The sequence below is a fragment of the Thalassotalea mangrovi genome, assembly GCF_005116735.1.
Taxonomy (GTDB): Bacteria; Pseudomonadota; Gammaproteobacteria; order Enterobacterales; family Alteromonadaceae; genus Thalassotalea_A; species Thalassotalea_A mangrovi.
On sequence record NZ_SWDB01000022.1, the window covers coordinates 87,539 to 112,410 of the forward strand.

The 24,872-nt window shown below is 46.7% G+C and carries 23 protein-coding genes and 2 riboswitches; of the genes, 4 read left to right on the forward strand and 19 right to left on the reverse strand.

The features are described 5' to 3' along the window. The first annotated feature begins 1 nt into the window (after position 1). Positions 2-1,357 carry a cytochrome-c peroxidase gene (locus E8M12_RS09835; RefSeq protein ID WP_246034098.1) on the forward strand — a complete coding sequence of 452 codons (1,356 nt, stop codon included), beginning with the start codon at positions 2-4 and terminating at the stop codon, positions 1,355-1,357. Further along, positions 1,350-2,867, forward strand: a complete 1,518-nt coding sequence (locus tag E8M12_RS09840) for a parallel beta-helix domain-containing protein (protein ID WP_136735978.1) — start codon at positions 1,350-1,352, stop codon at positions 2,865-2,867. The genes E8M12_RS09835 and E8M12_RS09840 overlap by 8 nt, the downstream gene beginning before the upstream one ends. Before the next feature lie 80 nt (positions 2,868-2,947). On the opposite strand, the gene E8M12_RS09845 is transcribed toward E8M12_RS09840, so the two are convergent. The 4 genes from E8M12_RS09845 to E8M12_RS09860 form a co-directional block, all read right to left on the reverse strand. After that, on the reverse strand, positions 2,948-4,816 hold the full coding sequence (locus E8M12_RS09845) for a DUF3604 domain-containing protein (RefSeq protein WP_136735979.1): 1,869 nt from the start codon (positions 4,814-4,816) through the stop codon (positions 2,948-2,950). Between the two features lie 131 nt (positions 4,817-4,947). Beyond that, positions 4,948-5,364 (reverse strand): GNAT family N-acetyltransferase, encoded by a 417-nt coding sequence (locus E8M12_RS09850; RefSeq protein WP_136735980.1) that lies wholly within the window; start codon positions 5,362-5,364, stop codon positions 4,948-4,950. A 115-nt stretch (positions 5,365-5,479) separates the two neighbouring features. After that, on the reverse strand, positions 5,480-5,980 hold the full coding sequence (ilvN, locus tag E8M12_RS09855; RefSeq protein WP_136735981.1) for an acetolactate synthase small subunit: 501 nt from the start codon (positions 5,978-5,980) through the stop codon (positions 5,480-5,482). Further along, positions 5,980-7,704, reverse strand: a complete 1,725-nt coding sequence (locus E8M12_RS09860; RefSeq protein WP_136735982.1) for an acetolactate synthase 3 large subunit — start codon at positions 7,702-7,704, stop codon at positions 5,980-5,982. Before E8M12_RS09860 ends, ilvN begins: the two co-directional genes overlap by 1 nt. A gap of 369 nt (positions 7,705-8,073) precedes the next feature. Here E8M12_RS09860 and astB point away from each other — a divergent pair, with 369 nt between their 5' ends. After that, entirely contained in the window at positions 8,074-9,411 is a 1,338-nt protein-coding gene (gene astB, locus E8M12_RS09865) for an N-succinylarginine dihydrolase (protein WP_136735983.1), read from the forward strand. Between the two features lie 269 nt (positions 9,412-9,680). Here astB and E8M12_RS09870 read toward each other — a convergent pair whose 3' ends face one another. The 9 genes from E8M12_RS09870 to can all read right to left on the reverse strand — a co-directional run bounded on the left by E8M12_RS09870 (position 9,681) and on the right by can (position 19,084). Continuing rightward, positions 9,681-9,872, reverse strand: coding sequence for a Blp family class II bacteriocin (locus tag E8M12_RS09870; protein ID WP_136735984.1), 192 nt, complete (start codon positions 9,870-9,872; stop codon positions 9,681-9,683). Positions 9,873-10,048: 176 nt separating this feature from the next. Beyond that, positions 10,049-11,083 (reverse strand): low-specificity L-threonine aldolase, encoded by a 1,035-nt coding sequence (gene ltaE / locus E8M12_RS09875; RefSeq protein WP_136735985.1) that lies wholly within the window; start codon positions 11,081-11,083, stop codon positions 10,049-10,051. A 274-nt stretch (positions 11,084-11,357) separates the two neighbouring features. Beyond that, positions 11,358-13,259, reverse strand: a complete 1,902-nt coding sequence (locus tag E8M12_RS09880; RefSeq protein WP_169303105.1) for a TonB-dependent receptor domain-containing protein — start codon at positions 13,257-13,259, stop codon at positions 11,358-11,360. Between the two features lie 72 nt (positions 13,260-13,331). Beyond that, a riboswitch (cobalamin riboswitch) is annotated at positions 13,332-13,504 on the reverse strand. A 56-nt stretch (positions 13,505-13,560) separates the two neighbouring features. Then, positions 13,561-14,448, reverse strand: coding sequence for a cobalamin-binding protein (locus E8M12_RS09885; RefSeq protein ID WP_136735987.1), 888 nt, complete (start codon positions 14,446-14,448; stop codon positions 13,561-13,563). Continuing rightward, positions 14,448-15,065 (reverse strand): cob(I)yrinic acid a,c-diamide adenosyltransferase, encoded by a 618-nt coding sequence (cobO, locus tag E8M12_RS09890; RefSeq protein WP_136735988.1) that lies wholly within the window; start codon positions 15,063-15,065, stop codon positions 14,448-14,450. Before cobO ends, E8M12_RS09885 begins: the two co-directional genes overlap by 1 nt. A gap of 57 nt (positions 15,066-15,122) precedes the next feature. Further along, a complete protein-coding gene (locus E8M12_RS09895) occupies positions 15,123-16,106 on the reverse strand; it encodes a FecCD family ABC transporter permease (protein ID WP_246034099.1) in 984 nt (327 codons plus the stop codon). Beyond that, positions 16,099-16,896, reverse strand: a complete 798-nt coding sequence (locus tag E8M12_RS09900) for an ABC transporter ATP-binding protein (RefSeq protein ID WP_169303106.1) — start codon at positions 16,894-16,896, stop codon at positions 16,099-16,101. Before E8M12_RS09900 ends, E8M12_RS09895 begins: the two co-directional genes overlap by 8 nt. 224 nt (positions 16,897-17,120) lie before the next feature. After that, positions 17,121-17,367: riboswitch (cobalamin riboswitch) on the reverse strand. Positions 17,368-17,611: 244 nt separating this feature from the next. Next, a complete protein-coding gene (yfbR, locus tag E8M12_RS09905; RefSeq protein ID WP_136735990.1) occupies positions 17,612-18,205 on the reverse strand; it encodes a 5'-deoxynucleotidase in 594 nt (197 codons plus the stop codon). A 282-nt stretch (positions 18,206-18,487) separates the two neighbouring features. After that, positions 18,488-19,084: a carbonate dehydratase gene (gene can, locus E8M12_RS09910; RefSeq protein WP_136735991.1), complete on the reverse strand. Its 597-nt coding sequence runs from the start codon at positions 19,082-19,084 to the stop codon at positions 18,488-18,490. A gap of 164 nt (positions 19,085-19,248) precedes the next feature. Here can and E8M12_RS09915 point away from each other — a divergent pair, with 164 nt between their 5' ends. Next, positions 19,249-19,527, forward strand: a complete 279-nt coding sequence (locus E8M12_RS09915) for a peptidylprolyl isomerase (protein WP_136735992.1) — start codon at positions 19,249-19,251, stop codon at positions 19,525-19,527. 91 nt (positions 19,528-19,618) lie between these two features. On the opposite strand, the gene E8M12_RS09920 is transcribed toward E8M12_RS09915, so the two are convergent. From E8M12_RS09920 to trpD, 6 genes are all read right to left on the reverse strand, one after another. Further along, a complete protein-coding gene (locus E8M12_RS09920; RefSeq protein ID WP_136735993.1) occupies positions 19,619-19,867 on the reverse strand; it encodes a GlsB/YeaQ/YmgE family stress response membrane protein in 249 nt (82 codons plus the stop codon). A gap of 244 nt (positions 19,868-20,111) precedes the next feature. Then, positions 20,112-20,279 (reverse strand): DUF2897 family protein, encoded by a 168-nt coding sequence (locus E8M12_RS09925; RefSeq protein WP_136735994.1) that lies wholly within the window; start codon positions 20,277-20,279, stop codon positions 20,112-20,114. Between the two features lie 83 nt (positions 20,280-20,362). Continuing rightward, positions 20,363-21,181, reverse strand: coding sequence for a tryptophan synthase subunit alpha (gene trpA / locus E8M12_RS09930; RefSeq protein ID WP_136735995.1), 819 nt, complete (start codon positions 21,179-21,181; stop codon positions 20,363-20,365). Then, positions 21,178-22,392, reverse strand: a complete 1,215-nt coding sequence (gene trpB, locus E8M12_RS09935; RefSeq protein WP_136735996.1) for a tryptophan synthase subunit beta — start codon at positions 22,390-22,392, stop codon at positions 21,178-21,180. The genes trpA and trpB overlap by 4 nt, the downstream gene beginning before the upstream one ends. An 80-nt stretch (positions 22,393-22,472) precedes the next feature. Next, positions 22,473-23,870: a bifunctional indole-3-glycerol-phosphate synthase TrpC/phosphoribosylanthranilate isomerase TrpF gene (trpCF, locus tag E8M12_RS09940; RefSeq protein WP_136735997.1), complete on the reverse strand. Its 1,398-nt coding sequence runs from the start codon at positions 23,868-23,870 to the stop codon at positions 22,473-22,475. Beyond that, positions 23,863-24,870: an anthranilate phosphoribosyltransferase gene (gene trpD, locus E8M12_RS09945; RefSeq protein ID WP_136735998.1), complete on the reverse strand. Its 1,008-nt coding sequence runs from the start codon at positions 24,868-24,870 to the stop codon at positions 23,863-23,865. The genes trpCF and trpD overlap by 8 nt, the downstream gene beginning before the upstream one ends. Positions 24,871-24,872: the final 2 nt, after the last annotated feature.

The window sequence follows — 24,872 nt, forward strand, 5'->3', positions numbered from 1 at the left end:
GATGAAATTTATGATTGCCGTTAAATCTAAATTTCAAGACCTGATAAGCCTTGGGGTAGCCTTGGTTGCCGGATTGTCTTTGGCACTAATCTTCGCATCAATGTCAAATGCCCAGGCCAATGAATCGGCAAACTTTGAATTAAAGCAGCATTGTCCACCCAGTTTTGAGAAGAATGTCAAAGGGCATTGTATTCTGCGTACTATGTATGAGTTTTATAATTCGGTTCAGAATCGTGGCGTTGGTGGTACCCAGACTTCTTTGCCGGAACATCGCGATGGCTTTACCCCGGCGCAGATTGATTTAGGCCGTTATCTGTTTTTTGATCCGTTATTATCAAAAGATGGCTCGTTGTCCTGCGCCAGCTGTCACCAGCCAGATAAGGGATTTAGTGATGACCTTGATCGCAGCGTCGGGATAACGGGTGAAAAAGTTGCCCGCAGTGCGCCGACTCTTTGGAACGTCGCATTTCTTGATAAATTTTTCTGGGATGGTCGGGCCAAGTCTCTTGAAGAACAGGCCCTGGGGCCATTATTTGACCCCAAAGAAATGGGTAATAATCCGCAGCAACTTTTGGCAGCGTTGCGCGCTAATACGGTTTATCGGAAGTTATTTCAGCAGGCCTTCGGGAATACTGGGCCAATAGAGCTTGAGCAGGTGGCCCTGGCTTTAACGGCGTTTCAAACGTCTTTGATCTCATTAAATTCTCGCTATGACCAGTACGCGCATGGCTTTCATGACGCGTTGACGGAAAATGAAGTAAAAGGTCTGAATATATTTCGTTCTTTTGTAGCCCGTTGCGCAGAGTGTCACCAGCCACCGTTATTTACCAATAACCAGATAGCGGTTATCGGTACTCCTGAACCAGAAGGAATGGCATTCGACCCGGGAGCTGAAGTTCCATTTCACGATAAGCGGATGCGTGGCGGCTTTAAAGTGCCAACCCTGCGTAATATTGCTAAAACCGCACCTTATATGCACTCAGGCGGTATGAAAGATTTAAAACAAGCGGCTGAGTTTTATACCAAAGGTCGCGGTCATGCGGTACCTGAGGGCGAAGAGTTACTGATTCACTGGCATATCTGGGAGCCAAACCTTAGCGATGAGGAATTGGACAGAATTGTTGATTTTCTTCATGCCTTGACCGATGAGAGCCTGACACCACAAATACCTGAAGTGTTGCCATCGGGTTTGCCACCAGTCGATGCCAAATATGCAGCGAGCCTGCAACAACTTAAAAATTCTACAGGGAATAAACCGATGCCTTCTAACGATCATAATAACAATCAGAACGCATCATCGATTAAAAATCTACAACAAGAAAATCTAGAGGAAGTAAGCGGAGATACATATGAGTAAAGGAAAAATTATTTTATCAGCAGTGCTTGTGGCTGCTGCCTTTGCTGGAGGAACTTATTACGGCGGCAAAAATAGTGCGCCGGTAATTACTTCAAGCACCGGTGGAGCGAGTTTCAGTGGTGGTTATGATAAATCAAAGGATATTGAAGCGCAGGCCGGTACCACTGACGTCGTTGACCTGAAGGCAACAGGTAATGTTATTGTTGTGAAGGAAGGCGACTTGATTATGGACGCGGTTAAAGCCGCAAAGCCAGGCGATACCATTCAAATCATGCCGGGTACTTACCATGAAACGGTTTACGTGGATAAGGAAAGTATCTCGTTAGTTGGGGTAATCAAAGAAGGCAAACGCGCCACTTTAGACGGTAAAGGTATTCTCAATGATGCGGTATTGTATTCTGGCAATAATTTCTCCGTTGAAAACCTGAAGATTACTCAATACAAAGGCAACGGTATTATGGGGCAGGCGGGTAACAACTTTGTAATCCGTAATAATGTCATCGTGGATACTGGTGTTTACGGTATTTTCCCACAACTGGGTAAAAACGGGGTGGTTGAGCATAACGTGATCTCCGGTATTGAAGATGCGGCGATTTATGTTGGTATGAGTGATAACATTCAGGTGGCTTATAACGATGTGTTTGAATCGGTTGCTGGTATTGAGATTGAAAACTCGCGTCATGCCATCGTTGAAAACAATTATGTTCACAACAATACTGGCGGTATCCTGGCGTTTATCACCCCGGGCCTGCCCATTAAAACCACCTACGATGTGATCATCCGTAATAACTTTGTGGTCGATAATAACCACGAAAATTTTGCCATTCCTGGCTCCATGGTAGCGATGATCCCTCCGGGTTCTGGTGTTGTTGTCTGGGCTGGCGATGATGTGATTATTGAAGGTAATATTATTACCAATAATAAGACCGCAGGCATTCTGATTTCCGATCATATCTCCTTTGGTAATGCGACCGGTGATCCAGATTCAGAACCGTATCCGGATCGCACCATGATTTTGGATAATGTGATGATGAGTAACGGCTATGACACCATTGATGAAGTGAAAGCATTGATGCTGACTGAATTCAAACAAGGCAATGCCGATATTGTTAAAGTCGGCGGTGGTGTTGACTCCTGTATTATCAATCGCCATCGTTATGTGACCGTTGGTGTGGATGATTGGAAAGAGTGTGATTTCACCAACACCGATAACATCGAGACTTACCTGTTGGATAAGCCAGTACCACCGCGTGAAATCGATCATTCTGAACGCGGCAAAATTGCCTACCTTGGTATTTGTACCGGCTGTCATACCTATTCAGGCCGTATGATTGGCCCACCGGTGCAAATTATCCAGGCGCTATACATGGATAACCCACAAGGATTGGCGGACTGGATTGCCAACCCAACCAAAAAGCGTGAAGATTATCCGGAAATGCCGCCGCAAAATTATCTTGATGACGAAACCCGTTTAGCCGTCGCTAAATATATGTTGTCGGTCAGCAATTAGCCGAACGACCCATTGCATGAAAAAGCCAGGTTTACCACCTGGCTTTTTTGATTTTGAACGGATACTGGTTCGCTGCTTCGTTACTCGGGTGTGTACCAAACCGGTGAGGTATAGGCTCTGTCCTGAACGATCATTTTTACATCATCAGCGAGTTTTAAATTAAAAAACTTGGCGTCATAAGCAGTCCAACGTGGTTTGGGTATTTCAATCACACGAACATAATAAAAGGCTTTTTCATTGGAATCAAAATCCGGATCCTGCCAGTAGGCCTGTTGTGCAACCGCTCCAATATCATTAGTGTAGGTAGCGTCTTTTACATTGACCGTATTACCAACAGGCTCTTTACAGATCCCATCTTTATCTATCGTTCTACCATCTGAAACGGCAACATCATAAACCCGTTCGTGAGTTGTACCGTCTTTGTCTAACCAGCCTTTGATTATTTGTATCCGGTCGAGATTTGCACCGTCCTGATCTTTCATTGCCTGAACCAGGAGAGTGGGAGATTTTCCGGATGGGGCAGCAGTCAGGTCGCCGCCCATCGGAACGCCGTTAGCATAACCATGGATGGCAAAATCTTCCCGACTCAAATCGGACTCCTGAAAATCCCAGCCAGCGAACAGTCGAACCTTCAGTCGCGAACCTGAGGTGGCGTATACTTCTTTACGGGCCATGGAATCCCAGATTGCTTCCCGGGTATTTTCCCGCGCCCATACTGCAGCCAGACCTGATGCGCCTAGATCTTTAGCGTACAAAGAGAGTTCGGGTTTGGCACCTTCAATCAATACATGCTCGATGCGGTGTGGGTCCGGCTCTACAAAGTGGGCTTTGCCGAAATTGTTATCTTCTCGGGTGGTCGCCAGGCCGGTATGGTTGTCGGTGGAACCTACCATGCCAAATTTAAATGGATTGCTACCGAGTTCGGCTTCTTGTTTCAGGCCTTCTTTTAACGCTGAGCGGGCGTACTCACCCGGGAGCATGTCATTGGTTTTCGGTACCTTACCACTGATATTTCCAGCATCCATGGTTTCGAAATCCGCAAAAGCATCATCCGGAGATAAAAACGGGTGGGTTTCACCATCGCCTTTTTGCTGGGTAACTTCGACAATCGGTTCCCATTTCATGCGAGTTCTGGCATAAGCTTCTGTTAGCGGGTCGCCACTTAAGGTCTTGGTATCAAACATATAGCCGTTCGAGAGATTCCCGTTGTGTGGTATGGCCAATACTTTGCCGCCAGTTTTATCCTCATAGGTTTGCATGTATTTCCATAAATCTTCCGCATCGACGGAATCAAATTGCGAGTAGGGGAGTACCCGATTGGTCTTGTTTTTGTCATCGCGGAAAATGACAACCCGGTGCATATTGTTGCCATTTGGGTGTGAGGTCCATTCAAAACCGTGAAAGGCGGTAAATGAACCGGGCCGGTTATACTTATCGGCGTTCGTCGTTACCAGATCCCAGGCCGCTTTGACCATTTTCGGGTCGTCGATTAAATCGTTATCTTCGGCTCTCAACCATTCGATAAAGGCGTCATAACCTTTGCCAGCTTTGGTCATTTCAACCCACTTTCTTCCTTGTTCATTTTTCATCAGAATTGGATCTTCGCGGCGAATGAAATCGGCAAGACCGAGGTTTTCGGCATGGTCAGCAACGACAATAAAATCGAGAGGTCGTCGGAGTTGGGCTTTCCAACCAAGGTTACTGGTAACGGTTTCTCCCATCGCAAACCGGTAAGCGTCATCTGGTGTTAGGGTAGCACCCGCCATTCCTGAGTCGGTCGACCAAGAGGTGTGTAAATGGGTATCGCCGAAATATACATTGATGGGAGTAGACATCCCCTGGTAGGGCGAATACTCCTTATCAAATTTGTCGGCCTGTGCCATGACGGTTTTGTTAGCGGCGATTGCCAGAAATACACTGATTACCAGAGTTATTCGATTGAGTTTCATTATGACTCCGCTGTACTAAAACTAATTAAAATCAGCGTCCGTTGCGACGAACCGAATGAGCGAGTGTCTCACTGGAGTCCATTGCTTCAATGATTGGTTAAGTATAGAAAAGTACGAACAAAAGTCGAAAATTACTGGTTGTTATAATACATTGCAACGAGTTGCTGTTTTTTACCGTAGGCAAGATACCTTTGTCGCAATTCTTCGGGTAGAGATGCGTCGTCAATGATTACGAACTGTTTCTTCTGATAAAAGCTCGCTAAATCATTTTTGCAAAAGCAATAAAGTTGAGGGTGGTGCACTTTTGCTTTTGCCAATAAGGTTTTAGCTATACCGCGGCCCTGGAAATTTTTATCGACAACTAAAGCATGCAGAAACGGGTAGCTGTTTTGAAATGAAACGATTGCAGAGGCGATGATTTCCCGATTCTCGCGGACCAGGTAAGTAACATCAGCCCCTAAAAAACGGGCTGAATAGCTTTGTTGCTTATAAAAGCGCTGAATCGATTTTTTATCGGACTTGTTTGCGGTCTCAATGGAATAAGTCATTAAGCATGTGTGGGGTCAGTGTCTTTTCGGGTTGTAATATAACATACGGTTGGTTGATGCTTGGAAAATTACAACCGACATTGACCCCATTATTTATATCAGTAAACGCGTCATACTAAGAAGCGCGTAGCGCCTTCTCACCACGGGCAATCCCGACCGTACCGGAGCGAACCACCTCAATGATTTCGGTTTCATTACCGATGATCTTAACGAACGCTGACGTCTTTTCTTCATCGCCGGTCAATTGAATGGTGTAGATTTGTTTACCGACATCAATGATATCGCCACGAAATATATCGGCAATCCGCTTTACTTCGGTGCGGGTTTTGTCGCTCATCGCCAGCACTTTAACCAATACAATCTCACGTTCAATATGAGCGCGTTCCGTTAGGTCAGCAACTTTAATAACATCAATAAGTTTATTCACCTGTTTGGTGATTTGTTCCAGTATCTTGTCGTCACCACGGGTGGTAATGGTGATCCGGGAAAGGCTGGCGTCATCGGTCTGGGCAACACTTAAACTTTCGATATTATAAGCCCGTTGAGAAAACAGCCCGACAATACGAGATAAAGAGCCGGGTTCATTTTCCAATAAAATAGATAAAATACGGCGCATCAGACCTTCTCTCCTTTTTTCAGCCACATGTCATCAACGGCGCCAAAACGCACCTGCATCGGATACACATGTTCCGTTTCATCCACCAGCACATCGATAAACACCAGGCGATCTTTCATCGCAAAGGCCTGGGCAATCGCATCATCGAGTTCACTCGGGTGATTTACCTGAATGCCCACGTGTCCATAGGATTCCACCAGTTTTACGAAATCTGGCAATGACTCCATATAGGAGGATGAGTGACGACCACCGTAAATCATGTCCTGCCATTGCCTTACCATCCCCAAAGAGCGATTGTTCAGTGACACAATCTTGACCGGCAGCTGGTATTGTAAGCAGGTGGCAAGCTCCTGAATATTCATCTGAATAGAACCATCACCTGTTACACATACCACATCCGCATCGGGAAAGGCGACTTTTACACCCATTGCCGCAGGGAAACCAAATCCCATCGTCCCCAGGCCTCCGGAGTTGATCCATTGCCGTGGTTTGGCAAACGGATAGTATTGGGCAGCGAACATTTGATGCTGGCCAACGTCCGAGGTCACGTAGGCGTTACCTTCAGTATGTTTGTAGATGGCTTCAATCACTTGTTGTGGTTTAATGCGTTCCGGATCCTTGTCGTAGCTGAAACTGTTTAAACTGCGCCATTCGTCGATTTGCTGCCACCATTCGCTATAATCATTATCTTCAGTTTTATGGCCTGCAGCATCCAGGCCAGCCATTAATTGGTCAATGACCACATCGACTAAGCCAACAATAGGAATATGCGCATTAACGGTTTTTGAAATCGATGTCGGATCGATATCGACATGAATAATGGTGGCATTAGGGCAGAATTTCTCGACTTTATTGGTAACCCTGTCATCAAACCTGGCACCCAATGCCAGGATAACGTCTGCATTGGCCATGGCTTTGTTTGCTTCGACGGAGCCGTGCATCCCCAGCATGCCAAGGAAATTAGGATGCAATCCGCTTAAGCCCCCCAATCCCATTAACGTGTTGGTGGTCGGCGCATTCAATCGCTCTACCAGCGCTGTCAGTTTGTCACTGGCATCGGCCAGGACAATGCCGCCACCGGTATAAATGACCAGGCGCTTTGCCGCCAATATGGTGTTTACAGCCTTTCTAATTTGCCTGCTGTGACCCCGTACGTTGGGGTTGTAGGAGCGCAGCTTTACTTCTTTATCTAACACAAATGGCGCTTTGTTATCCGGTATCAGGATATCTTTTGGCAGCTCGATCACCACTGGCCCGGGACGCCCGGTTTCAGCCAGGTAAAAGGCTTTGGCGAGAACGTTTGGTAATTCAACAACAGAGCGGCAATTAAAGCTGTGTTTGACGATTGGCCGGGAGCAACCAATGATGTCGGTTTCCTGAAAGGCATCATCACCGATGAGCTGCGAAGGAACCTGTCCTGCTAACACCACCATAGGGATGGAATCCATATAGGCGGTGGCGATACCGGTTATACAGTTGGTATTGCCAGGCCCCGACGTGGCCAGCACAACCCCGGTTTTGCCGGTGGCGCGGGTATAGCCGTCAGCCATGTGAGTTGCCGCCTGCTCGTGGCGGACGAGGATATGTTCGACTTTGTCCTGCTGAAAAATCGCATCATAAATATCTAACACCGAACCGCCCGGATAGCCAAAGATGTAGTCCACCTCCAACTCTGCCAGAGCTTTGATCAGTAATTGTGATCCGCTGTACAACTCTGTTGTCATTTTTTTGCCTTTTTTTTAAGCCGCTAAAAAGAAAAAACCCTCGGGTTTTAAGCGAGGGTCTTGTGAATGTTTATGCGTTTCTTAATTATTCAGTCAAAACCCGGCCCTTGGTAATAAAACCACGACCAGCAGGAGAATGATGACTGAGTTAATAAATTTCACGTTAGATTTCTAATTAAGAATTGTTCATTTATATTTAAGAGGTTTATCTGGGGTTGTCAACAACTAATTAACATTTGCGTAAAAAAAGCACGATTTGGCGTTATTGATGCCATTTACAAGGGGATTTAACTCGTTACAATAGCTACAAATTTTAGTAATTAACAGACGTTTATTTGCAAACGTTTAGTGACCACAATGGGGCGCAGTATGAAGAGTTTTGAAGTAAATTTTGATGGCTTAGTCGGACCTACTCACAATTATGCGGGTTTATCTGAGGGAAATGTTGCTTCACTTTCCAATGCTCAGGACATATCGAGTCCCAAAAATGCAGCCCTGCAAGGTTTGCAAAAGATGAAAGCCCTGCATGATATGGGGATGGTTCAGGGGGTATTGGCACCACAGGAGCGCCCGGATATCTTCTCTTTGCGCCGCCTGGGATTTTCTGGTGATGACGCTTCGGTATTAGCTCAGGCTGCGAAAACCTCGCCAGCTGTGTTATCGGCTTGTTGCTCAGCATCCAGCATGTGGACCGCCAATGCGGCAACCGTATCTCCTTCGGCGGATTCCGCCGATGGTAAAGTACATTTCACACCAGCCAATCTGACTAATAAATTTCATCGTTCGTTAGAGCCGGAAACAACGGGTAATATTCTCAAAGCGGTGTTTAATGACGATAACGTTTTTGCCCACCATTTACACTTGAATGACAATGACCACTTCGGTGATGAAGGGGCAGCGAATCACACTCGCCTGTGCAGTGAGTATGATGACGCGGGCGTACAGATCTTTACCTTTGGCCGCTATGCGTTTAATCGTTCAATGCCGATGCCGGTTAAATTTCCGGCGCGACAAACCTTAGAAGCTAGCCAGGCCATTGCCCGTTTGCACCAGTTGGATGACAGCCGCGTGGTTTACGTGCAGCAAAACCCTGCGGTAATCGATCAGGGCGTGTTCCATAATGATGTTATTGCTGTAGGCAACCAGAATGTGTTGTTTTACCATGAGCAGGCATTCCTGAAAACGGATGAGTTTCTGACCGAGCTGCGCCAGAAGTTTTCCGGTGATGACTTACATTGCATCAAGGTGAGCACTGACGATGTCAGCGTTCTTGATGCAGTGAATACATACTTGTTCAATACCCAGATCATTACTCTGGCAGATGGTTCGATGGCAATTATTGCGCCGATGCACTGTTATCAAAACGAGCGGGTTAAAGCGTATTTAGATAACCTGGTTACCCAGAATACTCCGATCAAACAGGTTAAGTACTTTGACGTGAATGAATCGATGAAAAATGGTGGCGGTCCGGCGTGCCTGCGTTTGCGCGTGGCGTTAAAAGAAAATGAACTTGCCGCAGTAAACCCAAATTGTGTGATGAATGATGAACTTTACACTACCTTAGTAGGCTGGGTAGAGAAGCACTATCGTGACCGATTAAATTTTGATGATTTACGCGATCCGCAATTACTTGTAGAGTCTCGAAACGCACTTGATGAGCTGACCCAAATCCTTAACCTGGGTTCGGTGTATCGTTTCCAGCGATAATGTGCAATTGGTATGAGTTACTTCAGCCTTTTGTATACAAAATTACTGACAGTAACTGAAATAAATACCAAACATGGATAGGTGAACCAGTGTGCCTGTAAGCCGAGTATGTGCAACAGGCAAATTGGAACCAACAAGAACACTACAAAAGGGATAATTAGACAGCTTAGCCAAGTAAATGCTAATGTTTTCATTATCTTTTTATTTTGCTGCATCTCAATTCCTTTTAAGATAAGCGCTAAACTACTAGTTTAGCGCCCGTTTTAGATCTAATCTGTAGCTAATGTATATCCAACACTGATTAAAGTGCCGAGTGCAAATCCAGCAACTGCACCTACTGGTCCGCCAATTGCGAATCCGGCGACGGTTGCCGCCCAACTTCCCCCGGTAGCGATTGCGATGTCGCCGGCATCTGTACCACCAGATACATGGTTTAATTCATTTGTGTTTAACTCTCTCATAAGTTGATTCCTTTCCTTAATTAATAATATGTGTTGCAAAGCAACGTATTAATTATTTATTAGTTGGAAAAGAATTTTACCAAACAACAGATTAAATTCAGTATGGATTCTATACTGTTGTTTTTAAAATGATTTATTTTCAATCGTGGTGATCTTAAATGTGGTCTCCGGATCGTTTATTGATTAACTTCTGATATCATCGTCAGCACATCTTCCAGTGTCTGGGTAAAGTAGATGACATCGGCATCACTAATATCACGGTGACAAACTAGGCGAATTTCTTTACCGGCACTGATTAATATTCCCTCGGCTTTCAATAATTGCGCAATCAGGGCGGGATTGATGTTGTCGGAAAATTTAAAGTACAACATGTTGGTATCGCATGCCGTAATGGTGATGCCATTGATATCCTGTAACCGGGATTTCAAATCCTGACAACGTTGGTGATCCGTGGCAAGGTCACTCACATGATGATCCAGTGCATAGTTCATCGCTGCGGCTATGAGCCCTGCCTGGCGCATGCCACCACCTAGCATTTTACGCCAGCGCCTTGCTGCATGAATAAACGCCTGATTGCCGCAAAGAACCGAACCCATGGGAGTTCCCAGGCCTTTTGAAAAACAGATGGAAACCGAGTCTACATACTGACAGAGCTGCTTCAGGTCGATGTTTAATTCCGTCAGGGCATTAAACACACGCGCGCCGTCAAGGTGAATACTTAACTGGTTATCGTTGGCCAGCTCCCGGATTGATTTAAAATACTCAAGCGGAATGACTTTGCCATGGTGGGTATTCTCCAGACTAATAAGCTTAGTCATGGCAAAGTGTTGATCGTCGGGTTTTATCACCGCCTTAATCGTATCCGGATCCAGTGAACCATTGTCAGCTACGGCGATAGGTTGCGGCACGATTCCGCCCAAGGCTGCGGCTCCCCCGGCTTCGTACAGATACGTGTGATAATGCTGACCAACAATATACTCCTCACCGCGCTGACAATGGGAAAGTAGCGCACAAAGATTGGACTGGGTGCCAGAGCTGACAATCATTGCGGCTTCAAAGCCAGTCAATTCTGCCATACGTTGCTCCAGCGAGTTGACCGTTGAATCGTCACCGTAAACATCGTCACCAAGTTCTGCGCTAGTCATAGCGTTTAACATCTGAGAGGAAGGGCGGGTGACTGTGTCACTGCGAAAGTCAATATAGGAAGTCATGCAGGTTCTCGGGATTAAAAAGCCTGAAACTACGAGCCTCGGGCCTTGGATTATAAGGGTAGTTAATTAGGTTAAATATTAGTGTGCAATGGCGCAAGTGTTTAATGCAGCGTGCAAAAACACCAATTTATTACGGTGCACGGATAACGGGAAAAGTCTCAGGAAATCGATTAGAAGTCCCGGCGCAAGGCCGGGACGATAGCATAACTACTTATCGCTTAAAGCTTACCGCTTGCAGCTTACATCCAAGAAACCAGGATTTCATCTCTGGTTTCTAAAACTCATACATCACTCCCGCATAGCCGTTAATCCCATCTGCCTCGTATTGACTCACAGTTTGATATTGGCGATCAAACACGTTATTCAGCTTAACGTTAAATGACAGCGCCTGATTTAATGCATATTGCATCCCTAAATCAAAGGTGGTGAAACTTGGCAGGTTAATCATGCCGCTATCAAGACTTTTATCCCGGTAGTTGGTGATCAGCGTGAATGAATAATCACGCCAGTCGTAGCCCAGCATGTAATTTGCTGTTAGTGATGGTCGACGCACCAGGTCTTTGTTACTCTGGACATCTTTGGCATCGATATAGGCGACGGCCAGTCGGTTCGATGTCGGACCAACCTGCAATTCGAAAGTTGCTTCAGCGCCCTTGATTTTCGCTTCGTTAACGTTGCTCGGTTGCCACAATCCAAACTCACCGGGCGCCCAGGCAATCAGGTTTTCAAATTCAGAATCATAAGCCGATAATTCCAGTTTGCCCCGGGAAAACAGATATCGGACCAAAAGTTCATCACTCCTGGCCTGTTCAGGTTGTAAGTCGGGGTTACCACTGCCGGGCCAATACAGGTCATTAAAGCCTGGAGCTTTAAACCCGGTGCCGCGATTCAAGCTTACCAGCAAGCCAGGCGTAAATTGATACCCTAAGGAAAGGTTATAGGTCGTATTTTCACCCACTTTTTCAACGTAATCATAACGAATGGCTCCTTCGAGAATCAGGTCGTTAATCTGTTGTCTTCCTTGTAGGAATGCGGCACTGACATTACGACTTTTATTGCTCCATTGTTGAAATCCTTCAACCCAGGGATCTTGATCCTGGTTGGTGCTCACTTCTTCGTTGTACCAATCGACTCCCAGGTTTACCCGTACACCGTCTGCAATACGAAAATCATTAATAAACGCAACCTGCTGACGCCTGGTTTCTATTTTGTCACCATCGACGCGGTTGGTGCCGTTACCATAAGTGGTTGCTGAATTATCGACAATGGCCAGAGAAAGATCGGAGGTGATGGCACTGGTTTGATAAATACTGGCAAGTTTTATGTGAGAGTTCTCACTGTCCTGTTCGTTGGCGTAAAAACTCGGGCAGGTTTGTGACGGATCGTCCCAGCAGGGTTGTTCAGGATAAGATGCATCATATTCATTGTTACCATTTTGCAGGCGGCCGATAAACTCCATGCGAAGATCGTCATTCAGGTAAGACTGAGCGACTACAGCAAGGTTAAAGCGTTCAAAGCCATCAGCATCGCCTTCGTTAATATCGTATGGGTTGCTGGTATCTGTATGGTAAACATTGAAACCTTCACTGTTTTCGTTATTAACACTCAGGCTGATATTATGTTTGTCGGTACCAAATCCGACACCGCCATATCCTTGCAGATAACCATGATTGCCGATACTTGCTCCGACATTGCCTGAACCGTGGGAAAAGCGCTTGGTAAAAATATGAATCACGCCACCAATGGCATCACTGCCCCATAAAGAGGAACGGGGCCCTTTGATAATTTCAATGCGATCGATTTGCTGCGGTGCAACCTGGGAAAAATCCGCTAACCCCAGGCTCGCCGAATGGATGCGTACACCGTCTATTAGTAACAAGGTCTGGCTCGAGTTACTGCCTCGGGTAAAGACAAAGCTCGCCTGTCCTGGACCGCCCTGACTGGCGACGGACATACCGGCAACCTGATCCAGTACTTCACTGAGGTTTTTCGCCTGCAGGCGTTCGATATCGTCGGCGGTTATCACCTGGTTGGCCGATAAACTCGAGGCTCGTAACTCTTCTACACGATTAGCGGTAACCAGCATGGTCTCATCAATCTTTGCCAATGACTGGGCATTGACCTCGCAGCTGAATAGCAGAGAACTGGTAATCGTGGATAGTATGGCAGCAGGCATGCTAACAACCTTGCCTGTTTTTTTTATTTTTACGTTAAAACTCATATTTCCTCACTAAAGGCGCCCTCCGCACCTGAAAAAATTGCTGAAGTCGGTCTCCGGACTAAAACCGGTTGCTCTGTCGAACAGAACAACCGGTTATCACCGTTGCGGGGGCAGTACAGGACTTATCTAAATGACGCACCTGTTTCCCAGATTGCTCAATTAACCAAATTGCTTTGAGCCCTTCAGACAGAACTTCACTGACCCGTTGGCCAGCACCTGTTATTACCGGCTCTGATTGAGCCCGGTAAATTCTTAATCAATGGGACATGCCATTGTCGATTTGCTGATAATATTGCCGGCTTTGCTCAATTTGCTGACAAAGTCTGCCGAGCTCGGCCGGCAACCTTAGTGTCATCCGATGCAGGATGTCCGCATTAGGTTGAACTATCTGGTTATGTTTGATGGCAGAAAGCTGGGGGTACCGTTGCCAGTTAATTGCTGTCGACTCGCCGTTATCTGTGCCAGTCGGTATGATCAATAATTGTGGGTCAGCAAGCAGCACATCTTCGATATTGACTTGTGGATAGTCGCGGGAGTGACGACTAAATGGGTTCACTGCCGCACAAAGCTCGAGTTGTTGTTGCGACCAGGCCTTTCCGGCTACCGTGGTGAGTGGTTGCGACCATATTTGATAGAACACACGCACCGGAGCTTTGTGCTGATATTTGTGCCTTAATTTTTTGATCGATGCGCGAAACTCCTGGGCTTTTCCCTGGCCAATACCCGCTTTACCAAACCGAACGGCAAAAGCCTCAGTCTCTCTGGCGATATCGTCGATGGTTTGTGGGTTGGAATACACCACCGTCTGACCGAGTTGCCGAAGTCGCTGAATATCTGCATCGGGATTTCCGCTTTTCCAGGCAATAATTATATCTGCCTGCAAAGCAATGATGGCCTCGATGTTGAGCTGTGCATAACTACCAACGACGGGAATTGATGTTGCAGCGCCCGGGTAATCAGCATGTTCAAGTGTGGCGACGATGTTGTCCCCCAAGCCAATATCGTAGAGCATTTCTACGAGATGAGGTGCCAGCGCGATAATCCGCAGCGGCTCTGGCTGCTTCTGAGCACCGATAGCAGGAGATGACAAGCAAAGGGCAAGTGCCAGGGCGAGGGCATACAGACCTGTTGTGAAACGCGACATTACCAGTCCAGCCCTTTTTGGGCTTTAACGCCTGAGTGAAAAGCATGTTTGATTTCCTGAACTTCTGATACGGTGTCAGCCATTTCAATCAAACGTCGATGACAGGAACGTCCGGTTATGATCACATGTTGATGGTGCGGACGATTGTTGATGGCATTGATGACGTCATCCAGGTCCAGGTAGTGATAACTGATCATATAGGTCAGCTCATCAAGCAATACCATATCAATATCAGGATCTGCCAGTAAACGCGTGGCGTCTGCCCAGGTTATTTGTGCGGCGGCGATATCGGCCGCTTTGTTTTGGGTTTCCCAGGTAAAGCCGGTCGCCATGACGCAGAATTCAACCCCGTGTTGTTTTAGCAGGTTAGCTTCACCACATTCCCAGTTGCCCTTGATAAATTGCACCACTGCGGCATTGAGTCCATGTCCGGTTGCCCGGGCTACGGTGCCAAATCCAGAAGTCGATTTTCCCTTACCATTACCAGTAATGACGATGACGAGGCCACGTTCATCTTGCGCCTTGGCGATCTTCTCATCGACTTTTTGTTTGATTTTTTGCTGGCGCTGTTGATGTCGCTGTTGTTCACGATTGACCGCATGTTTTTCGTTTGTCATCTTATTTACCCCGTTTGTTTAATTGCCTGGCTGAAGAAAATTACTGCGATTACCCACTTAACGTCGCATCAGGGCGAGAAAAAATATCGAGCCGATAGCGGCAGTAATAACGCCAATGGGAATTTCTTGTCCCTCTAATGCGGTACGGGCGATTACGTCCACCAGCATTAAAAAGCCGCCGCCGTATAAACCGCTGAATACCAGCAGTTTGGCGGTGGTAATGCCAACCCATTTTCGAACGAGATGGGGAATCATTAACCCGACAAATCCGATGCCACCACAGAAGGCAACGATAACCCCGGTTATCGCCGCGCACACGATTAACATAATAATTCGCACCTGATTCACCGAAACCCCCAGGCTCTGGGCACTTTCGTCACTTAATAACAGCGCATCGAGTTGTCTTGATAACAACAGTGAGATACACAAGCCAATGATAATAACTGGCACAATCCAGGCGATTGCCAAATCGTCACTGCGTGCCAGCGAACCCATCAGCCAGAAAATAACCCGGTTTGCGGCAAACGCATCGCTTAAGTACAGGGTAAAACTGGTGATTGCACCGAGTAGGAAAGAAACCGCGACGCCGGCGAGGAGAAGAAATTCTGTGCGTTGCCAGTGCCGGTTAAAAACAATGCCAATAACCAGTAACACCGCAAGCAGAGCGCCGGTAAATGCTGCCAGTGGCACCGGCAGTGCCATACTATCTGCAAAAAAGCTCATCAGGGTTACGCCAAGTCCAGCACCTGCAACGATTCCAAACAAGTAGGGATCTGCCAGCGGATTGCGGGTGATATTCTGCATCAGTGCGCCGGTCATTGCCAGGCCAAAGCCAGCAACAAATCCGGTAATAATTCTTGGCAGGCGAATATCAAAGAGAATTTGCTGGTCAAAGGGGCGCAGGCATTGCTCGAACAGGCAGGCATAAAGCGCCTCGAAGCCAACGCTTTGAGTTCCCATACTCAATGAAAATACTGCCGATATCATTAATATCAGGGCTATCAGCAAGGCATTGACCGCTATGGGGAGGCGTTTAACCACACGTTCCTCCGCTGACAAAGGTTACTCGTTTACCCGGATTAAACGGGTGTGATTCAACTTGACAGGGCAATTTAAATACCTGCTGCAGACGCTCTGTTGTCAGTACCTGACTGGCATCCCCCTGAGCAATAATTTTTCCATCTTGCATCAGCACCAATCGGTCGGCGTATTGACTGGCCAACTCAAGATTATGGATGGAAAAGATAACCGTAATATTTAACTCATTCGCTAATGAAAGGATCTGGTGTTGATAAAATATGTCGAGGTGGTTGGTCGGCTCATCCATCAGCAATATCTTTGCTGACTGAACGATTGAACGGGCGATAAGCACACGTTGTTGCTCGCCGCCGGATAAGGTGTTGAACGAATGCCACCGTTTGTGTTTAAGGCCAACCAGATCTAAGGCTTCGACAATGCGATGATCATCGCCAGAATCATCGATGGCCAGCAAGGGTTTATTGGCTAGCAATCCCATGCGTACCATATCATTGGTCAACAACTCAAACGCCGTACTTTGCTGCTGGCTAACCAACGCAACCCTCCTGGCTACTTGTCGGGTTGAAAGCCGGCTAATCGCTTCGCCAGCAAGCTCAATCTCACCGTTAAAGTTCTTATGTAATCCGGCAAGGCATTTGATCAAGGACGTTTTACCAGCACCGTTTGGGCCGATAATAGCAACCCGCTCACCCTCACGGATGGACAGGTTAATATCGGCCAGAATACAGCGCTCGGCTACATGCCAGCTTAAATTCTCGACCTTGACGGCGTTTTGTCTGGGGGAGCCTGCCACTGAAAAATCCACTTCTGCTATCGATTAATTAGGGGGGAATGGCAAAGAAGCAGGAGAAACAGAATCGATAACTAATAACGATCATGCACAATCAGCGGTGTTTGAAACTGGCTGCATGCCTTTTAGTTTACACTCGCTGGACCATGAATTTTCTCGACCTCACCGCGTCTTCCCGCACGGATTATCATATGCGCCTGATCTGCAATAACACGTTAGGATAATGCATGAAGCACAACAAAAAGGCAGGTATCCTGACTTACAGGGAGATCCCAGTATCAACCTTGCCAACCAATCATCGAAGCATTTGCTAACGTATGGTTAAAGGTTTTTGATTCTGGCCCTGTTCACAGTTGCGGGTACAGTTGTGGCATTAAGGCGCATGGTCGTTAACAACAAATTTGCTAACAGCATCTTGCACCACATTCCCTTTTCAGTCGCATAATGTACCGGGTCTGATCATTCTTCGTTTTTGAGCGGTGAATTCATTCAAATCGGCACGACGACACCATTTTTGCGTTGCTAATTGTAGCAGTAGTAAAACTGATTGAAAACCAGAATGTTAGGTGGGCTGATGGTAGCTGTGGGGCTTAAGGGGTTGGCTGCAGAAAACGACATCATATCGGGTCATTGCAAAAGGCGAAGTCGAGGCTGAAATTACGAAGATACCGTGTAAATTCGCGACTTAAGGAGTCATTTTTCTGAAACCTGTTAGCTTTTACGTTTCCGAGAGCTTATCGACGCTGGCGGTACAATACTGCAAAAAGGTTTCCATAAAATAACCTACTTCGGGCATTTCTTTTTGTGTCGTCAACAGTTTGGCTCGAAGCCGTTTTTCCACATGTTTAAACTCAACGTTATTGTGTCGGATTTCATCCAGGGTCTTGATGTAGGCGGCCAGATTATCAGCTGCCTTAACAATCGCTTTGTATTCCTCATCAACATTATCCTGAACAATGATATCGTGAAAGACATGACGAATGTCTTCGGGTAAAGAATCCAGGCATTGTTGCTCGGCCAATGCTTCTATTTTTTTAAATTCCCTGGAAATCTCTTTATTGGCATATTTCGTCGGTGAAACCACATCGCCGTATTGGGTCTCGGAGGCCTCATGGTATAGGGCGATAGTGGCCACTTTATCGGCATTGATGTTGCCGGAAAATTTTTCATTTTTAATCACCGCCAGTAAATGGGCAATGATCGCCACCTGGTGAGAGTGTTCGGCGACGTTTTCTTTTTTTACGCAATACATCAGCGCCCAGCGCTTGATCAGCGGCATTCGAAACATCCAGGCTAAAAATGTACTTTCCATCCGGCTCCCCTTATACCAATTCCATTAAGTTTCTGCACAACTCAGAGTTAGGGCAGAGGTTCATATGCAACATAGATTTCATTGATATCGTCATTCTATATTAAAGAAATGGTATTAATTAACTGTGACCTGATATATCAGCATATTGCCTGGTTGAATTTTAATCAATGATCGGTGGGCAGGGGGATTGGATAACTTTAACGTTACTAAAAGCTTAACGGCGGGCATAAAAAAGCCGACAGGTTGACGCTGTCGGCTTGGTAAAATTAGTCGGAGCCTGGACTACTGTCCGTTAACGCTCACTTCCAGGTTTTTCAAAATGCCATTGTTAATGTCATAGATAAAGCCGTGGACGGTCAGCTCTTGTTGTCGGTCCCAGGCATTTTGTACCATCGTTGTATTTGCGACGTTTTTCACCTGCTCAATCACGTTCAATTCACACAAGCGGTTGAACTTTTCCGTATCGCTAAGCGAGTTTAACTCGGCTTCGTTAAAACGCTGCACATCTTTGATGTGACGCAACCAGTTATCGATCAAACCATGTTGGTCTTCTGTCATCGATGCAGCAACACCGCCACAACCATAATGACCACAGACAAATATATGTTTAACTTTTAAAACTTCGACCGCATATTGGATGACTGATAAACAATTCAAATCGGTATGCACGACAACGTTGGCAATATTGCGGTGAACAAATATTTCACCCGGTAGCAATCCTAATAATTGATTTGCAGGAACCCGTGAATCAGAACAACCAATCCACAGGTACTCAGGCATTTGTTGTTTAGACAGTTGATCAAAAAAATCCGGTTGTTCGTCCTTAATCGTCTGTGCCCATTGTTTATTGCGTTCAAATAGGTGGGTGATATCAGTCATAAATTTCCCCGTCGGAATTAATTTTTGCCTATTGTCGATAAAAGGCTGATTCAAGTAAAGCGCAATCCCTATGGTCTAATCAGTTAAAATTTTTAGTAACACGGATTAAGCTTAGAAATATTGATATACTTTAGCAGTGTTAAGTTTTGACTTGGAGAATGGTAATGGCGATGGCCAGTGCCCGGCATATATTAGTAAACGACAAAGCCTTGGCGGAAAAGTTGAAAAAGCGACTCGATAAAGGCGAAGACTTTGCCCTGTTGGCAAAAAAATATTCAACCTGTCCTTCAGGTAAACGAGGTGGAGACCTGGGCGAGTTTCGTAAAGGTCAAATGGTAAAAGCATTTGACGATGTTGTTTTCAAAAAAGAAGTCTTGAAAATACACGGCCCGGTGAAAACCCAGTTTGGTTTTCACCTGATCCAGACCATATATCGCAATTAACCTAAAGTCGTCAGCGGCTTGTCAAAGTATCTTTGGCTTTTCCTGCCAGTACAGAAAGGTTGTTCTGGCAGGGACCGTTAATACCGTTAACCTAACGTTTAATTAAGCCGACAATAAATAGTAAAATCGCAGCCCCGACCGTTGCGGTAATGATACCACCGATAATCCCACCTGCGGAGATGCCAAGCATGCCAAAGACGTAGCCACCGATCACTGCGCCAATAATACCGACAATAATGTTGCCAATTAAACCGAATCCACCGCCCTTCATGAGCAAGCCAGCCAGCCAGCCGGCAACACCACCAATGATAAGAAATACAATTAAGCTTTGTGTTTCCATAGGTCACCTCTATCAAAGAAACCAACTTACCAATCCTGCTTTGCATGCGTCAGTTTGAAAACCTGAAAACAATGCATCGCAAGCGCAATGCTTAAAGGATAGTTTAAAATTCAACAAGTCCCTGATTTTCCGCGTATCGGTATTCAATCATCCGCTTTATATCAATAATTATGCTGTTATCTTCGATATGGGCTCGAGACATATTAACCTGCAGTTGGCTTGCACTGCTGTTCAGGCCTTATGACTATTGGTCCTTACGTTCTTCTTCATCCAATGCCTTATTGCGTTCGGCGATACGGCGTTTTTGCTCTTCGGTGAGGTTAAATTTGCGTGCCGTTTTATATAGGTAATAAACGCCACTAATAATAAAGCCAAGGACGGCCAGCAATATAATCCAGTTTGTTGTGCTCATAATTTACCTGTGTTGGTGAAATGGTGCGCAACGACCGGTCAGGAAAAAATCTGCTGTCCGGGCATCGCAATATTGTCCTCGCGTTAAGAGATTGTCGCTGCTTTCAGCCTTTGCACGAATTCAGCGAGATGTTTTAACATGAATTCTGGTTGTTCGAGATGTTGTTCAATAATTTTAACCGTAGCGCTACCACTAATTGCACCTTTCGCGCCACTGGTAATCGCTGCCTTAACATGTTCAGGGGTCGAGATACCAAAGCCTAGCACAGGAGCCGGTGCACCATAGTCAGCCAGCCTGGCCAATAACTGATCCGATGGCATTGCTGCTGCCACCTCAGTACCGGTCACACCAGCGCGGCTTAGCACATAGGTATAGCCTTTGCTGAGTTGCGCAACTTTTTTGAGCGTGGCATCATCGGCATTCGGTGGCGCAATAAAAATTTGCGCAATACCGTATTTTTCTGCGGCTGCTACGAAGGGACGACTTTCCCGAATGGGTACGTCGGCCAATAACACCGAATCGACGCCAATATCACTAAGTTTCTGGTAAAACGCATCCAGGCCGTAGGCAAATACCAGGTTGGCATACAATAACAAACCGATTGGCGTTTTTTCCGAATACGCCCTTACTTTCGCGAGAATCCCGAAACAGGTTTCGGTATTTACATTTGCCTTGAGGGCACGATTTCCCGCCATTTGAATAGTAATGCCGTCAGCACTCGGGTCTGAAAACGGGATACCTAATTCCAGGGCATCAGCGCCGTTATCAATCAGAGTTTTGATAATCCTCAGCGATTGTTCGGCATTCGGATCGCCAATGGTGACAAATGGGATAAAAGCTCCCTGATTGTGCTCCGCCAAACGAGCAAAACACTCGTCATATCTTAATCCGGCCTGACTCATGCGGTTCCCTCCCGGTAGTTTTCGCCCTGTAAAATGTCATACACATGTTGTAAATCTTTATCACCACGTCCTGATAAATTGACCAGGATCACGGTTTCTTCGGTTGCAGCATCGGCCATTTTCAGGGCATGTGCGAGTGCGTGAGAGGACTCTAACGCGGGAATTATGCCTTCTTTTTGGGCCAGTAACTGAAAAGCATGTAATGCTTCATCATCATTGACTGGCACATATTCGGCTCGACCTGTTTCTTTGAGATGGGCGTGTTGTGGACCCACCCCTGGGTAATCCAGTCCCGCCGATACCGAGTAGGACTCTTCAATCTGGCCAAATTTGTCCTGCATAATGTAGGTATAGGCACCATGCAGCATACCTTTACTGCCAGCCACCAGGGTTGCACCATGACGATCGGAGTCGATGCCTTTACCTCCGGCTTCAACGCCAACCAGGGTGACATTCGCTTCGTCGATAAAATCAGTGAACATACCGATGGCATTCGAGCCGCCGCCGACGCAGGCCACCACCACATCGGGTAAACGCCCTTGTTCTTCAAGAATCTGTTGTTTGGCTTCAATGCCGATCATTTTCTGGAATTCACGTACCAGGGTTGGGAAGGGGTGCGGGCCTGCTGCTGTCCCCAACAGGTAATGAGCTTTGTCGTAATTTGCCGACCAGTCCCGCAAGGCTTCATTAACCGCATCTTTTAAGGTACCGCTGCCCGCCGTTACCGGGATCACCTCGGCGCCCATCAATTTCATTCGAAATACATTGGGTTGTTGTCGCTCACAATCTACCTGGCCCATATAGACCCGGCATTTCAGACCTAATAATGCACAGGCCAGGGCCGTTGCCACCCCGTGCTGGCCGGCACCGGTTTCGGCGATAATTTCGGATTTCCCCATACGTTTTGCCAGTAACGCCTGGCCGAGTACCTGATTGGTCTTATGAGCTCCTCCGTGCAGCAAATCTTCACGTTTAAGGTAAATTTTCGCCAGGGGATTGGACACCAGGTTACGACATAAGGTCAGTGGCGTAGGACGGCCCGCATAACTGCTTAACAGTTTTTCAAACTCCCGTTGAAATTCTTCATCCTGTTGCGCATCAACAAATGCCTGTTCCAGTTGCTCTAATGCCGGCACCAGTAGTTCACTGACGTACATACCACCGAACTGACCGAAATAGGCGTCATTGTATTGTGTTTCTGTCTTGTTCATGGACCTGCCTTGTTTTGTCCGTATAAAATTTGTTTAAATCCAGGCCTGGCTGTGTTGCCTTCAAGCCTGGTCTGTGTATCTCAATATTGACGAATCTGGTTAAATGCTAATGTCACTTTTTCCGCTGATTTGACCCCCGCAGACACCTCTAATCCAGAATTCATGTCCAATCCATAAAACTCCTGACTTTCCAGGATATTTAATGCCCTGGCTAAATTCTCCGGGGTCAGTCCGCCAGCCAGAAAGCTGTTGCTAAATAAGGCATCGCTTTGTTCAATTAACTGCCAGTCGAAGGTCTTGCCACTACCTCCACGGATGTTATCCAATAAAAAGTAGTCGGCGTGGCAATGAGACGTATCAAGTGGCGGCACTGCGTCAACCACCTTTATCGCTTTTATGACCTGGCAGCCGACTGGCAAACCTGGTTTAAGTGATTCGATGTATGCGTCACTTTCTTTACCGTGTAACTGCACGGCACTTAGGTTTAAGTCTGCGGCCAGTGTTTGCACCTGCTTAATATCATGATCGGCAAAAACACCAACGAAGTGCAGTGCTAAGCCGTTATCTGCAACGCTATCAATGATGGTCCTGGCTTGATGTGCGCTTACATAACGGGGTGAGTGTTCCACAAAAATCAGCCCAGCGTAAACCGCACCGGCCCTGGCAATGGTCATGGCATCCTCGGCTCGGGTGAGGCCACAAACTTTATGATTACCGTAAATCAGGGTGCGACAGGCAAGGTCGATATCCGCCTGTGCCATCACAGAACTGCCAACTAAAAAGCCATTGACGGCCGGGGCAAGTTCACGCACCTGATGATTATGATAAATGCCCGATTCACTGATGATCAGGCGATCGTTTGGGATCATTGGCGCCAGCTCAAGGGTACGGCTGATATCGGTACTCAGATCCCGTAAATTACGGTTGTTAATCCCTATTAGCCGTGCATTTAAGCGGATCGCCCGTTCGGTTTCCTCGACATTAGAAACCTCCGTTAACACCCCTAAGTTGAGCGAAGCTGCCAGTTCACTCAAGCTCTGGTACTCTTCGTCATCTAGTACACTGAGCATCAATAGCACACCATCGGCGCCATAGTATCGGGCCAGGTAAATCTGATAGGCATCGATAAAGAAATCTTTATTCAATACCGGGCAACCAACCCGTTCGGTTACCTGTTGGAGGTAGTCAAAATTTCCCTGAAAATACTTTTCATCGGTTAATACCGAAATGATCGCTGCATAGTTTTCATAAATATCCGCGATTTCGCCAACATTAAAACTGTCGCGAATCAATCCTTTCGATGGCGAAGCTTTTTTACATTCAAGGATAAATCCCGCATTGTCAGTGGTTAATGCCCCGTAAAAGTCTTTTTTACTCGGTTTAACCGCATCGATAAATCTGGCAAGTGGAAATTCACGTTTTCGCTGCGAAATTTCAATGCGTTTATCGGCAACGATTTTTTGCAATATATTAGCCACGGCTGGTCTCCACCATCGTATTTAATGTGGTTAATGCCTTACCAGAAGCCAGCACCGTCAGCACCATATCCGCCGCTTGTTTGAGGTTATCGGTTTTACCTGCCAGGTAGAGCAGGGCTGCGGTGTTAATCGCCACAGCGTCTCGATGAGCATCCTGGCCACTACCGCTGAGGACTGCCCGGGTAAATTCGGCGTTTTGCTGAGGCTCACCGCCTTCAATATCCGCAAGCTTATATTGAGCTAAGCCAAACATCGCTGGGGTTACCTCTTTCTCCTCCAGACTGTCGCCGTCGATTTCAATCACCTGGGTTGGACCATGAATGGCGATTTCATCGAGGCCACTGCCATGGACGACCCAGGCGCGATTAACGCCGGTTTTTTGCAGCGCTGCGGCGATTGGCTTTAATAGCGCCGGGCTGTAAACACCGAGTAACATGATGCCAGGGCTGGCTGGATTGACTAATGGGCCAAGAATGTTAAACAGGGTCCTGACCCCCATCGCCTTTCGCACCGGTGCCGCATGACGAAAACCACTGTGATATTGCGGCGCATACAAAAAACAAAGATTAGATTGTTTAATGCACTTAACGGCGGTATCCGCTGTCATTGCCAGGTTGACACCAAAGGCTTCCAATAAGTCGGCAGAGCCGGATTTACTGGATACGCTGCGATTTCCATGCTTGGCAACTTTCAGGCCACAGGCGGCGGCCACAATCGCCGCGGTCGTTGAAATATTGATCGTATGAGCACCATCACCACCGGTTCCCACACAATCCACTAATTGATCATCCTGCAACGGAAAATCGCTCGCCGCATCGCGAATGGCAATCGCGGCGCCGGCTATTTCATCAGGACTTTCGGGTTTCATTTTCAATGCGGTTAACACACTGGCAAGCAATTCACCAGGGACCTCGCCGTTGACCACTTTTGAGAAGAACTGCTCGGCCTGAGTAATACTGAGGTCTTTGCCTGCCATTAATTGTTCGAGTATCTGTGACATAA

What these genes read in the sequence shown, in the direction of transcription:
- E8M12_RS09880 (WP_169303105.1), bottom strand. Translation starts at nt 13,259, where the DNA reads ATGCCTGCTGCCATACTATCCACGATTACCAGTTCTCTGCTATTCAGC.
- E8M12_RS09870 (WP_136735984.1), bottom strand. Translation starts at nt 9,872, where the DNA reads ATGAGAGAGTTAAACACAAATGAATTAAACCATGTATCTGGTGGTACA.
- yfbR (WP_136735990.1), bottom strand. Translation starts at nt 18,205, where the DNA reads ATGGAAAGTACATTTTTAGCCTGGATGTTTCGAATGCCGCTGATCAAG.
- E8M12_RS09840 (WP_136735978.1), top strand. Translation starts at nt 1,350, where the DNA reads ATGAGTAAAGGAAAAATTATTTTATCAGCAGTGCTTGTGGCTGCTGCC.
- astB (WP_136735983.1), top strand. Translation starts at nt 8,074, where the DNA reads ATGAAGAGTTTTGAAGTAAATTTTGATGGCTTAGTCGGACCTACTCAC.
- trpA (WP_136735995.1), bottom strand. Translation starts at nt 21,181, where the DNA reads ATGAGTCAGGCCGGATTAAGATATGACGAGTGTTTTGCTCGTTTGGCG.
- trpD (WP_136735998.1), bottom strand. Translation starts at nt 24,870, where the DNA reads ATGTCACAGATACTCGAACAATTAATGGCAGGCAAAGACCTCAGTATT.
- E8M12_RS09850 (WP_136735980.1), bottom strand. Translation starts at nt 5,364, where the DNA reads ATGACTTATTCCATTGAGACCGCAAACAAGTCCGATAAAAAATCGATT.
- E8M12_RS09885 (WP_136735987.1), bottom strand. Translation starts at nt 14,448, where the DNA reads ATGTCGCGTTTCACAACAGGTCTGTATGCCCTCGCCCTGGCACTTGCC.
- E8M12_RS09925 (WP_136735994.1), bottom strand. Translation starts at nt 20,279, where the DNA reads ATGAGCACAACAAACTGGATTATATTGCTGGCCGTCCTTGGCTTTATT.
- can (WP_136735991.1), bottom strand. Translation starts at nt 19,084, where the DNA reads ATGACTGATATCACCCACCTATTTGAACGCAATAAACAATGGGCACAG.
- ilvN (WP_136735981.1), bottom strand. Translation starts at nt 5,980, where the DNA reads ATGCGCCGTATTTTATCTATTTTATTGGAAAATGAACCCGGCTCTTTA.
- cobO (WP_136735988.1), bottom strand. Translation starts at nt 15,065, where the DNA reads ATGACAAACGAAAAACATGCGGTCAATCGTGAACAACAGCGACATCAA.
- E8M12_RS09920 (WP_136735993.1), bottom strand. Translation starts at nt 19,867, where the DNA reads ATGGAAACACAAAGCTTAATTGTATTTCTTATCATTGGTGGTGTTGCC.
- ltaE (WP_136735985.1), bottom strand. Translation starts at nt 11,083, where the DNA reads ATGACTTCCTATATTGACTTTCGCAGTGACACAGTCACCCGCCCTTCC.
- E8M12_RS09860 (WP_136735982.1), bottom strand. Translation starts at nt 7,704, where the DNA reads ATGACAACAGAGTTGTACAGCGGATCACAATTACTGATCAAAGCTCTG.
- trpB (WP_136735996.1), bottom strand. Translation starts at nt 22,392, where the DNA reads ATGAACAAGACAGAAACACAATACAATGACGCCTATTTCGGTCAGTTC.
- E8M12_RS09915 (WP_136735992.1), top strand. Translation starts at nt 19,249, where the DNA reads ATGGCGATGGCCAGTGCCCGGCATATATTAGTAAACGACAAAGCCTTG.
- E8M12_RS09835 (WP_246034098.1), top strand. Translation starts at nt 2, where the DNA reads ATGAAATTTATGATTGCCGTTAAATCTAAATTTCAAGACCTGATAAGC.
- E8M12_RS09845 (WP_136735979.1), bottom strand. Translation starts at nt 4,816, where the DNA reads ATGAAACTCAATCGAATAACTCTGGTAATCAGTGTATTTCTGGCAATC.